Origin of the sequence: Pseudomonas sp. NPDC089547, from assembly GCF_050280665.1 — a bacterium.
GTDB lineage: Bacteria > Pseudomonadota > Gammaproteobacteria > Pseudomonadales > Pseudomonadaceae > Aquipseudomonas.
Window position 1 is genome coordinate 53459 of sequence record NZ_JBNNVS010000010.1, and the last position, 12025, is coordinate 65483.

At 59.7% G+C, this 12025-nt stretch carries 11 protein-coding genes; 6 read left to right on the forward strand and 5 right to left on the reverse strand.

The window, feature by feature from the left end; all coding sequences use genetic code 11:
- Positions 1 to 32: 32 nt before the first annotated feature.
- From dnaN to gyrB, 3 genes are read left to right on the forward strand one after another with little or no spacing between them, the layout of a single operon-like run.
- Complete coding sequence (gene dnaN, locus ACQKPZ_RS09585; RefSeq protein WP_016497344.1) at positions 33 to 1136, forward strand: DNA polymerase III subunit beta; 1104 nt, start codon at positions 33 to 35, stop codon at positions 1134 to 1136.
- Positions 1137 to 1151: 15 nt separating this feature from the next.
- Positions 1152 to 2255, forward strand: a complete 1104-nt coding sequence (recF, locus tag ACQKPZ_RS09590) for a DNA replication/repair protein RecF (protein ID WP_403200383.1) — start codon at positions 1152 to 1154, stop codon at positions 2253 to 2255.
- Between the two features lie 4 nt (positions 2256 to 2259).
- Positions 2260 to 4680 carry a DNA topoisomerase (ATP-hydrolyzing) subunit B gene (gene gyrB / locus ACQKPZ_RS09595; RefSeq protein WP_427537185.1) on the forward strand — a complete coding sequence of 807 codons (2421 nt, stop codon included), beginning with the start codon at positions 2260 to 2262 and terminating at the stop codon, positions 4678 to 4680.
- Between the two features lie 302 nt (positions 4681 to 4982).
- On the opposite strand, the gene ACQKPZ_RS09600 is transcribed toward gyrB, so the two are convergent.
- The 4 genes from ACQKPZ_RS09600 to ACQKPZ_RS09615 all read right to left on the reverse strand — a co-directional run bounded on the left by ACQKPZ_RS09600 (position 4983) and on the right by ACQKPZ_RS09615 (position 7699).
- The gene (locus tag ACQKPZ_RS09600; RefSeq protein WP_427537188.1) at positions 4983 to 5354 is read right to left on the reverse strand and encodes a helix-turn-helix domain-containing protein; all 372 of its coding nucleotides are present in this window, start codon (positions 5352 to 5354) and stop codon (positions 4983 to 4985) included.
- A gap of 6 nt (positions 5355 to 5360) precedes the next feature.
- A complete protein-coding gene (locus tag ACQKPZ_RS09605) occupies positions 5361 to 5663 on the reverse strand; it encodes a type II toxin-antitoxin system HigB family toxin (RefSeq protein ID WP_427537191.1) in 303 nt (100 codons plus the stop codon).
- Between the two features lie 89 nt (positions 5664 to 5752).
- Positions 5753 to 6160, reverse strand: coding sequence for an RcnB family protein (locus tag ACQKPZ_RS09610; protein WP_391131852.1), 408 nt, complete (start codon positions 6158 to 6160; stop codon positions 5753 to 5755).
- A 246-nt stretch (positions 6161 to 6406) separates the two neighbouring features.
- A complete protein-coding gene (locus ACQKPZ_RS09615) occupies positions 6407 to 7699 on the reverse strand; it encodes a sigma-54 interaction domain-containing protein (RefSeq protein ID WP_427537194.1) in 1293 nt (430 codons plus the stop codon).
- 223 nt (positions 7700 to 7922) lie between these two features.
- On the opposite strand from ACQKPZ_RS09615, the gene ACQKPZ_RS09620 reads away from it, so the two are divergent.
- From ACQKPZ_RS09620 to ACQKPZ_RS09630, 3 genes are read left to right on the forward strand one after another with little or no spacing between them, the layout of a single operon-like run.
- The gene (locus tag ACQKPZ_RS09620) at positions 7923 to 8807 is read left to right on the forward strand and encodes an MBL fold metallo-hydrolase (RefSeq protein WP_391131856.1); all 885 of its coding nucleotides are present in this window, start codon (positions 7923 to 7925) and stop codon (positions 8805 to 8807) included.
- A 39-nt stretch (positions 8808 to 8846) separates the two neighbouring features.
- Positions 8847 to 10118 (forward strand): NAD(P)/FAD-dependent oxidoreductase, encoded by a 1272-nt coding sequence (locus ACQKPZ_RS09625; protein WP_427537197.1) that lies wholly within the window; start codon positions 8847 to 8849, stop codon positions 10116 to 10118.
- Complete coding sequence (locus tag ACQKPZ_RS09630; RefSeq protein WP_391131860.1) at positions 10115 to 10933, forward strand: sulfite exporter TauE/SafE family protein; 819 nt, start codon at positions 10115 to 10117, stop codon at positions 10931 to 10933. The genes ACQKPZ_RS09625 and ACQKPZ_RS09630 overlap by 4 nt, the downstream gene beginning before the upstream one ends.
- Here the strand turns inward: ACQKPZ_RS09630 and ACQKPZ_RS09635 are convergent.
- The gene (locus ACQKPZ_RS09635) at positions 10922 to 11809 is read right to left on the reverse strand and encodes a LysR family transcriptional regulator (protein ID WP_427537200.1); all 888 of its coding nucleotides are present in this window, start codon (positions 11807 to 11809) and stop codon (positions 10922 to 10924) included. The two genes, ACQKPZ_RS09630 and ACQKPZ_RS09635, sit on opposite strands and share 12 nt — an antisense overlap.
- Positions 11810 to 12025 lie beyond the last annotated feature (216 nt).

Genomic DNA, 12025 nt, shown 5'->3' on the forward strand with positions numbered 1-12025 from the left:
TGCGCAGCTAATTGAAGGCAAGGGACTAGACCATGCATTTCACCATTCAACGCGAAGCCCTGTTGAAACCCCTGCAACTGGTCGCCGGTGTCGTAGAGCGCCGTCAGACCTTGCCGGTCCTGTCCAACGTACTGCTGGTCGTGCAAGGCCAGCAACTGTCGTTGACCGGTACCGACCTGGAAGTCGAACTGGTAGGCCGCGTACAACTGGAAGAGCCGGCCGAGCCTGGCGAAATCACTGTGCCGGCGCGCAAGCTGATGGACATTTGCAAAAGCCTGCCGAACGACGCCCTGATCGATATCAAGGTCGACGAGCAGAAACTGTTGGTAAAGGCCGGCCGCAGCCGCTTTACCCTGTCGACCCTGCCAGCCAATGACTTCCCGACTGTGGAAGAAGGCCCGGGGTCGCTGACCTGCAATCTTGAACAGAGCAAGCTGCGCCGCCTTATCGAGCGCACCAGCTTCGCCATGGCTCAGCAGGATGTGCGTTACTACCTCAACGGCATGCTGCTGGAGGTTTCCCGTAATACCCTGCGCGCAGTGTCCACTGATGGTCACCGTCTGGCGCTGTGCTCCATGACCGCGCCGATCGAGCAGGAAGATCGCCACCAGGTCATCGTGCCGCGCAAAGGTATTCTGGAGCTGGCGCGCCTGCTGACCGACCCGGAAGGCATGGTCAGCATTGTTCTGGGCCAACATCACATTCGTGCCACTACCGGTGAATTCACCTTTACCTCCAAGCTGGTGGACGGCAAGTTCCCGGACTACGAGCGCGTACTGCCCAAAGGCGGCGACAAACTGGTGGTCGGTGACCGTCAGGCCCTGCGTGAAGCCTTCAGCCGTACTGCGATTCTCTCCAACGAGAAATACCGTGGTATTCGCCTGCAACTGGCTGCTGGCCAGTTGAAGATCCAGGCCAACAACCCCGAGCAGGAAGAAGCGGAAGAAGAAATCAGCGTGGACTACGAAGGTAGCTCGCTGGAAATCGGCTTCAACGTCAGCTACCTGCTGGACGTGCTGGGCGTTATGACTACTGAGCAAGTTCGTCTGATTCTGTCTGATTCCAACAGCAGTGCCCTGCTGCAGGAAGCTGGCAATGACGATTCTTCCTACGTTGTCATGCCGATGCGCCTGTAACCTGTAGCAGGCGACATGTCCCTTCGACGTATCATGGTCACCGCGGTGCGCAACTTGCACCCGGTGACACTCTCACCCTCCCCCCGCATCAACATCCTTTACGGCGCCAACGGCAGTGGCAAGACCAGCGTGCTTGAAGCCGTGCATCTGCTTGGGCTGGCTCGCTCATTTCGCAGTACCCGTCTGAATCCGGTTATTCAATACGAACAGCCTGCGTGTACCGTATTCGGCGAAGTGGAGTTGACCGAGGGAGGCACCAGTAAACTGGGTGTGTCTCGGGAGCGCCAGGGGGAGTTCTCGATTCGAATTGATGGGCAAAATGCTCGCAGCGCTGCGCAACTGGCGGAGTTGCTACCGCTTCAGCTTATCAATCCAGACAGTTTCCGCCTGTTGGAAGGCGCCCCTAAGATCCGCCGCCAATTCCTGGATTGGGGTGTGTTCCACGTGGAACCTCGTTTTCTGCCAGCCTGGCAACGGCTGCAGAAGGCGCTGCGGCAGCGGAACTCATGGTTGCGGCATGGTACACTTGACCCAGCTTCGCAAGCCGCCTGGGACCGGGAGTTGTGCCTGGCCAGCGCGGAAATAGATGAATACCGTCGCAATTACATCAAGGCCTTGAAGCCCGTCTTCGAGCGAACCCTGAGCGAACTGGTCGAGCTGGACGGGTTGACCCTGAGCTACTACCGAGGCTGGGACAAGGACCGGGAACTGCAAGAAGTACTCGCCTCCTCTCTCCTTCGCGATCAGCAGATGGGCCATACCCAGGCCGGTCCGCAGCGTGCTGATCTGCGTCTTCGTCTGGCTGCCAACAACGCAGCCGACATCCTGTCGCGTGGTCAGCAAAAGCTGGTGGTGTGCGCATTGCGTATTGCCCAAGGCCACCTCGTTAGTCAGGCTCGCCGCGGTCACTGTATTTATCTCGTGGATGACTTGCCGTCCGAACTGGACGATAAGCATCGCCGCGCGCTGTGCCGCTTGCTTGAAGAATTACGCTGCCAGGTGTTCATCACCTGTGTAGACCACGAATTACTGAGGGAAGGCTGGCAGACGGAAACGCCAGTTGCTTTGTTCCACGTGGAACAAGGCCGTATCACCCAGACCCACGACCATCGGGAGTGAAGGCATGAGCGAAAATCAAACGTACGACTCCTCCAGCATCAAGGTGCTGAAAGGTTTGGATGCCGTACGCAAGCGTCCCGGCATGTACATTGGCGACACCGATGATGGTAGCGGCCTGCACCACATGGTCTTCGAGGTGGTCGACAACTCGATCGACGAAGCCCTCGCCGGTCACTGCGATGACATCACCGTCATCATCCACCCTGACGAATCCATCAGTGTGCGCGACAACGGTCGCGGCATTCCGGTTGACGTGCATAAAGAAGAAGGCGTTTCCGCAGCCGAGGTCATCATGACCGTACTGCACGCTGGCGGTAAGTTCGACGATAACTCCTACAAGGTATCCGGCGGCCTGCACGGCGTGGGTGTTTCCGTGGTGAACGCCCTGTCCGAGAAGTTGGTGCTGACCGTTCGCCGTAGCGGCAAGATCTGGGAACAGACCTACGTTCACGGCGTACCCCAAGCGCCGATGGCAGTTGTGGGTGAGAGCGAAACCACTGGTACTCACATCCACTTCAAACCGTCGGCTGAGACCTTCAAGAATATCCACTTCAGCTGGGACATCCTGGCCAAGCGTATTCGCGAGTTGTCGTTCCTGAACTCGGGCGTTGGCATTCTGTTGAAGGATGAGCGCAGCGGTAAGGAAGAGTTCTTCAAGTACGAAGGCGGCCTGCGTGCGTTCGTCGAGTACCTGAACACCAATAAGACGCCGGTAAACTCCCAGGTGTTCCACTTCAACGTTCAGCGTGACGATGGCGTGGGTGTGGAAGTCGCTCTGCAGTGGAACGACAGCTTCAACGAAAACCTGCTGTGCTTCACCAACAACATTCCACAGCGCGACGGTGGTACGCACCTTGTTGGCTTCCGTTCTTCGCTGACCCGTAGCCTGAACAGCTACATCGAGCAGGAAGGCCTGGCCAAGAAGAACAAGGTGGCAACCACGGGTGACGACGCCCGTGAAGGCTTGACCGCGATCATCTCGGTGAAGGTGCCGGACCCCAAGTTCAGTTCGCAGACCAAAGACAAGCTGGTCTCCTCGGAGGTGAAAACCGCCGTGGAGCAGGAAATGAACAAGTACTTCGCTGACTTCCTGCTGGAAAACCCGAACGAGGCCAAGGCGGTTGTTGGCAAGATGATCGACGCCGCTCGTGCACGTGAAGCAGCACGAAAAGCCCGTGAGATGACCCGCCGCAAAGGTGCGCTGGATATCGCTGGCCTGCCGGGCAAACTGGCGGACTGCCAGGAAAAGGACCCTGCCCTTTCCGAACTGTACCTGGTGGAGGGTGACTCCGCTGGTGGCTCGGCCAAGCAAGGCCGTAACCGTCGTACCCAGGCGATCCTGCCGTTGAAGGGTAAAATCCTCAACGTCGAGAAAGCACGCTTCGACAAGATGATTTCGTCCCAGGAAGTGGGCACGCTGATCACCGCGCTGGGCTGTGGTATCGGCCGCGAAGAGTACAACATCGACAAGCTGCGTTATCACAACATCATCATCATGACCGATGCTGACGTCGACGGTTCGCACATCCGTACCCTGCTGCTGACCTTCTTCTTCCGTCAGCTGCCAGAACTGGTCGAGCGTGGCTACATCTACATTGCCCAGCCTCCACTGTACAAGGTGAAGAAAGGCAAGCAGGAGCAGTACATCAAGGACGACGAGGCCATGGAAGAGTACATGACCCAGTCGGCCCTGGAGGATGCCAGCCTGCACCTGGACGAGTCGGCGCCAGCGGTTTCCGGTGTGCAGCTGGAAAGCCTGGTGAACGAGTTCCGCAGCGTGATGAAAACCCTCAAGCGCCTTTCGCGCCTGTACCCGGAAGACATCACCGAGCACTTCATCTACCTGCCAGAGGTGACGCTGGAGCAGTTGGGTGACCACGCTGTGATGCAAGCCTGGCTGGCCCAGTTCCAGGCGCGCCTGAACAACAGCCAGAAGTCTGGCCTGGTTTACAACGCCAGCCTGCGTGAAGACAAAGAACGCAACGTATGGCTGCCGGAAGTGGAAGTCACCTCCCACGGCCTGGCCAGCTACGTCACCTTCAACCGCGACTTCTTCGGCAGCAATGACTACCGCACGGTGGTGAACATTGGTGCCAAGCTGTCGAGCCTGCTGGGTGAAGGTGCTTACGTGCAGCGCGGTGAGCGTCGCAAGGCAATCGTCGAGTTCAAGGAAGGCCTCGACTGGCTGATGAACGAGACCACCAAGCGTCATACCATCCAGCGATACAAAGGGCTGGGTGAGATGAACCCGGACCAGCTGTGGGAAACCACCATGGACCCAACCGTGCGCCGTATGCTCAAGGTCACCATTGAGGATGCGATCGCTGCTGACCAGATTTTCAACACCCTGATGGGTGATGCAGTCGAGCCGCGTCGTGAGTTCATTGAAAGCAACGCGCTGTCGGTTTCTAACTTGGACTTCTGATTTAAGTCGATGGGCGTATTAATTTTCGCAAATGGCCGAGTTACTGTCGCCTTATAGGAGAAACCCCGGCCTTGGTGCCGGGGTTTTTCTTTTCCATAGAGCAATGAGTACCGAACGCTGGGATCAATCAGGACGGTATCAACAAAGCCCTGTAGGCAGCCTGCAAAAACCTCGCTTGGGTGATCAGAGAGTGCATGCTTTGCGCCCAGGGCAGCGCGTCCGGTTGTTGATGCTTGACCTCGTGGATGTCCTGCACATGAAATGCGTCCACCACAGCCTCCAAAGATAGATTCTGGTGGCCTTTAAGCCATCTTCACGGGCTTGATCAGGCTTTCTGCCGGAATACCAAACAGATCGTGCAGCTTCCATATCATGGGCAGCGTCAAAGAGCGCTTACGGTTCAGCACTTCATAGACCCGGTTTGTCTTACCGATGGCAGGAGCCAGATCGGCAGCGGTGAGGCCGGACTGTTCCATGCGAAACTTGATGGCCTCGATCGGGTCTGGCAACTCCACTGGAAAATGCTTGCTCTCGTAAGCCTCGATCAAGGTGATCATGACCTCAAAAGCATCTCCCTCTGGCGTGCCAGATTCTGGCTCACTCTCAAACAGCGGAGAAATCTCCTTGAGAGCGGCCCGGTAGTCGTCATCGTTGCGGATTGGGCGGATGTTCATAAATGGTCACTCCATCTCCACAGTGTTTGCGTCGATTTTGTCGTAATCCTCGTGCGTGCCGACAAATTTGATGTAGACCGCTCCAAAGCGGTAGGCAACGGCTACCACCAGCCTGTAATCGTTCCCTTTGATATTGAAGACGACGCGCCTACCTTTCAGAATGCTTGCATTACGGTACTGGCTCTTGATGGCATCAGGGCTTGTCCATGCAGCATTCCTGGTTTCGTCCACCCATGCGCGTAATGGCTGTTCGGCTTTTGGGTATGTTTCCCAAAACAACTTCAACTGGCTGATGGCGATAATCTTCATGGTTTGCAGTGTAGTCCCAACGTGGGACTGCATGCAAGATTTGGCGAAATCCCCTAGCAATGAGCCAACGTTCCACGTGGAACAGGCCTTCAGTAGCCGGTGAGAATATTCACGATCACACCACTGGCAATTGCCACCAGCACATAGTCGCCGTTCACGTACAACCAACGATGATCCCGCGGTGGCGCGTAAAGGTGGCGCGCTTTCCAGTCGGTCACCCAGTAGCGGTCACCACGGTAGTGCGGGTCCACAGCATGCCCACGCTGCCATTGCTGGTGGGGTACCGGCATGCCTTGTTGTGGGCGGAAGTTCGGGTCACGGTAAGCGGGACCGCGGCCGTTGTCATGCCTGCCTTGTTGTTGCGGTTGACCATGCGGCGGGTTGCCTTGGTGCGAAGGGCCACCATCATGACGGTCGGGTGGGCCCGGCTGCGCGAAGCTGGCCAGTGGTGCGCTGAGCATGAGCGCGGCGCAGATCACGGTTAGGGTTTTCTTCATTTGGTGCGGTCCTCTGTACGGTTAACCAATCAGACCACTGTTTTGGCGGTTTAATGTCAGGACAGAGGTAAAGGTCCGGTAAAGGTGGACCCTTGCTCAGTTCTAAAAGTTGGCACGGTCCCTGTGGGAGCGGGCGTGTCGAGGCGTCGAACCGCCGCGAAACAGGCAACACGGTGGATGGCACCGGCTTTGCCGGTGTTCGCGGGCATGCCCGCTCCCACAAAAGACTGCGCCAGTCGGCAGTACCTAGTTAAGGCCGAGCGCCTTCAAGCGGCGATACAGCGTGCGTTCGCTCATTCCTAAATGAAGCGCCAGCTCACTGCGCGAGCCCTTGAACTGTTCAAGGGCCTGCGCCAACTCCCCTAGGTCATTGCGCCGTCGGCCTGAATTCACCACTGACGCTGGCCCAATGTCTTCCGGCAAATGCTCCGGGCGAATCATCCCGTCATCAGCAAACAACCGCGCCCTCTCCAGAATATTGCGCAGCTCGCGAATATTGCCCGGGAACGCATGCAACCCAAGTTGCCGCAAGGCATCGTCGCTCAAGCTGGGCGTCGATTTGCCGGCCATGCGTTGCAGCAGGCTCTGCGCCAGCAACGGCAAGTCTTCGACTCGCTCGCGCAGCGCCGGCAGACGAATCGGGAAACCGCTGATGCGGTAGTAGAGGTCTTCGCGGAAGCTACCTTCCGCAACCATCTGCCTGAGCGGTTTGTGCGTCGCCGATACCAGGCGAAAATCGGAATGCACCGTGCGCAGGCTGCCCACCGGGCGGAAGCTACCGGACTCGATCAGGCGTAACAGCTTCACCTGCATCCCCAGCGGTACTTCGCCAATTTCGTCGAGGAACAGGGTGCCGCCATGCGCGGCCTCAGCCAGGCCGATCTTGCGCTGGTTGGCGCCAGTGAACGCGCCCTTCTCGTAACCGAACAATTCACTCTCGAACAACGACTCGGTCAGGCCGGTGCAGTCGACTACTACCAGCGGACCATTGGCCCTGGGGCTACCCATGTGCACTGCCCGGGCGAACAGCTCCTTGCCCGTTCCCGATTCCCCCTGCAACAACACAGGAATCTGCGCTGGTGCCGCACGTTGCAGGCTGGCCAGTGCAACCTTGAACGCTGGCGCCCGGCCGACCAGCCCTTGTTCCTGAGGCTGTGCCGAAGCGAGGGTGATGGTGGTCAGGCGCTCGACATACGCCACCACCCTGCCCTGCTCATCCAGGATCGGGCGTAGCTCGACATCCACATGCTCGGGGCCGCGTGGGGTGTGATGAATGTGCAATACCCGCTCCGGCAATTTGCTGTCCCAGGCCTTGCGCATCGGGCAATGCTCACCGGCCTGGTCGCAGGGCACGGCGTAGTGATGCGAGACCTTGTGGCACTTCTCGCCCAACGGCGCTTGTTCGTGGTGACCGAACTGGCGGCGGTAGGCGGCGTTGGCGGCCAGGATGTTGTAGTCGGTGTCCAGTACGATGGTGGGCAAGGCATCGTGCTCAAGGTAGGACACCAGAGCCAGGATGAGGGGTTGGGCTTGAGGCATGACGGCACCGTTTGGATGACCGGCGCAGGGTAACAAGGACTGCCAAACACTGCCATTGGCTGACAGTCGACTGCCAACACCGCTGCCAACTCGCCAGGCAGGCACCAGAAAAGGCAGGCTTTGTTGGCCCGTCTACTGGAAAAAGCCTGGCATGCATCTTGATAAACCTCCATTCACTGCCTACGCCTCTACTAGGGCGTGGCGGAATAAATTGGAGAACGTGATGATCATCGGCAACAACCTTCACGTGGAAGCCTTCTTCGACAAGGCGACCTCGACCATCAGCTACCTGGTCATGGACGGCGAAACCCGCAAGTGTGCATTGATCGACAGCGTCCTCGACTATGACCCCAAGTCAGGGCGTACCTGTACCGCCTCGGCGGACCAGTTGATCGACCGGGTGAAGGCCTTGGGGGCTGACGTACAGTGGGTGCTGGAAACCCATGTACATGCCGACCACCTCTCCGCGGCGGCATACCTGAAAGAACAGCTGGGCGGCCATACCGCCATCGGCGCGCATATCACCCAGGTGCAGAAAGTGTTCGGGGCCTTGTTCAACGCCGAGCCCGGCTTTGCCCGTGATGGCAGCCAGTTCGACGTGTTGTTTGAAGATGAGGAAGGTTTCCATATTGGCAACCTGCATGCCCGTGCACTGCACACCCCAGGGCATACCCCAGCGTGCATGAGTTTCATGATCCAGGACGCCGGTGAGATCGCTGTGTTCGTCGGCGATACCCTGTTCATGCCCGACTACGGCACTGCCCGCTGCGACTTCCCGGGGGCCGATGCCCGCACCCTGTACCGTTCGATCCGTCGTCTGCTGGCGTTTCCCGACCAGACCCGGCTGTTCATGTGCCACGACTACCTGCCAGGTGGCCGCGACATGCAGTACGTCACTACCGTGGCCGAGCAGCGCGCCAGCAACATCCACATTCGCCAGGGCATCGACGAGGACAGTTTCGTCGCCATGCGTGAAGCCCGCGACAAGACCCTCGACATGCCCGTCCTGATCCTGCCTTCGGTACAGGTGAACATGCGCAGCGGCCAGCTTCCTGCGCCCGAAGAGAACGGCGTGAGCTATTTGAAGATTCCGCTGAACAAGCTGTAACCGCCCTGCCCCATAACCAGATTTCCAGGATTTACCGCCATGCCTGCCTTGTTGTCCCCTGCCAATACCGACCACCACAAGGTGGTCATCGTCGGTGCCGGTGCCGCCGGTATCGCCACTGCTTCCAGCCTGGTCAGCCGTGACCCGTCGCTGGACGTTGCCTTGATCGACCCCGCCGAAGTGCATTACTACCAACCCGGCTGGACCATGGTCGGCGCCGGTGTGTTCAGCGCCCCGAGTACTGCCCGCACCATGGCCTCGACCATCCCGCGCGGTGTGCGCTGGGTCAAGGCGCGGGTGCAGGGGTTCGACCCGCTGGGCCAGTTGGTGGTCCTCGAAGACGGCTCCGCCATCAGCTATGAACAGCTGGTCGTCTGCCCCGGGCTCAAACTGGACTGGGCTGCCATCGATGGCCTCAGTGAGACCCTGGGCCGTAACGGTGTCACCTCCAACTATCGCTACGACCTGGCGCCCTACACCTGGGAGCTGGTGCAGAAACTCAAGCAAGGCCGCGCCGTGTTCAGCCAACCGCCCATGCCGATCAAATGTGCGGGTGCGCCGCAGAAGGCGCTGTACCTGTCGTGCGACCACTGGCTGCGTCACGGCCACCTGGGGGCGGTGAAAGCCAGCTTTTTCAATGCCGGTGCAGTTTTGTTCGGTGTGGCGGACTACGTGCCCGCGCTGATGAAGTACATTGAAAAATACGCCGTGGATCTCAACTTTTCCCACCGACTGGTAGCCGTGGATGGCTCTGGAAAGCGTGCCACCTTCGTGCACACCTTGGCTGATGGCAGCAGCGAATCACGCACTGAAGCCTTCGACATGCTGCATGTGGTACCGCCACAGGTGGCACCGGATTTCATTCGCGAAAGCCCATTGGCCGACAGCACCGGCTGGGTCGATGTCGACCCGCATACCCTGCGCCATCGCAAGTACACCAATATCCATGCCTTGGGTGACGTGGCCAATACCAGCAATGCCAAGACCGCTGCGGCTGCTCGCAAGCAGGCACCGGTAGTGGCAAACAACGTGCTGGTGGCGCTGGGCAGGCTGCCAACCCTGGCTCAGTACGATGGCTATGGCTCATGCCCGCTGACAGTTGAGCGCGGCAGGATTGTGCTGGCCGAATTCACCTATGGCGGCAAGCTGGCACCGAGCTTCCCCAATTGGTTGCTGGATGGTCGCAAGCCGACCCGTCTGGCCTGGTTGCTCAAGGCGCAGGCGCTGCCGCCGTTGTATTGGCAAGGCATGCTGAAGGGGCGCGAGTGGCTGGCCCGCCCGCAGCCGCTGGTAGCTGAGGGTAGGCAGTGATCGAACATCAATTGTTGGGCGCCGGACTGGGCGCGGTTATCGGTGCGGTGCTTGCGTTGACCGGTGCTGGCGGAGGCATTCTTGCAGTGCCGTTGCTGGTGTTCGGTTTGGGGCTGTCGATGGTCGAGGCTGCACCGGTCGGGCTGCTGGCAGTAGGCATGGCAGCGGCGGTTGGTGCAGTGCTGGGCTTGCGCCAGGGGCTGGTGCGTTATCGAGCGGCGCTGTTCATTGCGTTGATCGGCGTAGTAGCTGCGCCGTTTGGATTGATGCTGGCTCACCAGCTGCCGAATACGCCCTTGCAGTTGGTGTTCGCCGGTGTGCTGGTATATGCCTGCCTGCGCATTTGGCGCAAGGCTGCCAAGGAATTGCGCGGCGAAGCCAATGACGCCCATCGCTACATCGAACCCTGTGTACTCAACCCCTTGCAGGGCCGCTTGCGCTGGACCCTACCCTGCGCTCGCGCCCTGGCATTCACGGGTGCTTTGTCCGGGCTGCTATCCGGCCTGTTAGGGGTGGGTGGAGGGTTTGTCATCATCCCGGCCCTGAACCGCTATACCAACCTGCGCATGGCCAGCATCGTTTCCACCTCGTTGGCGGTGATCGCCCTGGTGTCGACCGGCAGCGTGGTCAGTGCCAGCCTGGCGGGTGTGATGCACTGGCAAGTCGGCACGCCGTTCGCCGTCGGCGCAGTGATCGGCCTGCTGCTGGCGCGGCCATTGGCTGTAAGGCTGGCCGGGCCGCGTTTGCAACAGCTGTTTGCGATGGCCGGTTGGGCGGCCGCGTTGCTACTGGCTGGCAAGGCGCTATTGAGCTAACAGCTCGTCCTGTTCCGCCGCGCAAAGCGCCAGCAGGTAGTCCCACACCACCCGCAGGCGTACCGATTTGTGCAGTTCGCGGCGGGTGCAGATCCAGTAGCTGCGCTGGATGGTTTCGCCAGGCAGCACGCGCACCAGCGCCGGGTCGTGGCGGGCCATGTAGTTGGGCAGTACGGCGATGCCAAGCCCGGCGCGGGCAGCGGCCTGTTGGGCAATTACGCTGGTACTGCGAAACACCACGCTCGGGGCCCGGCAGAAGCTGTTGAGAAACAGCAGTTCCTGGCTGAACAACAGGTCGTCGACGTAGCCGATCCAGCTGTGCCGGGCCAGGTCCTCGCGGTTGCGCAGGGGCGGTGCGCGGTCCAGGTAGCCCGGGCTGGCGTACAAGGCCAAGCGATAGTCGGTGAGTTTGCGGGTAATCAGCAGGTCGGCGTTGGGGCGCTCCAGGTGGATGCTGATTTCGGCTTCGCGGTTGAGGATGCTGACGAAGCGCGGTACGGCGACCAGCTCCACTTCAAGGCCGGGGTAGCGCTCGAACAATGCGTTCATGCGCGGGGTGAAGAACATGATGCCGATGCCTTCGGTCACCCCAAGGCGAATCTTGCCCAGCGGAGTGATTGCCTGGGTGATTTCTTCCTGCGCCAGTAGCGCGACGTTTTCCATGGCCTCGGCATGTTTGAGCAGGGCCTGGCCCGAGGGGGTCAGCTCGTAGCCCTGGGCATGCTGCACGAACAGCGCGGTGCCCAGGCTTTGCTCGATGCTCTCGATATGCCGGGCCACGGTGCTGTGGGTGGTATTGAGGCGCTTGGCGGCGGTAAGCAGGCGGCCGCTGCGCTGCAACTCGAGGAAAAACCGCAGATCGTTCCAGTCGAACATGCTGATCCTTTGTGGCAGTTCGTTCCAGCCCATTCGCGGGCACGCCCGCTCCCACAGGTACAGCGAAACCCTGTGGGAGCGGGCGAGCCCGCGAAGAGGCCGGTACAGGCTTACCGCTGTGCTAAAACGCACAGCGGCTGCGTGAAATCTCGTGTTCCCTCCACGAAATTACTCACTAAGATGGATCGGGACAAGAATAATAATCAGGCCCGAGGT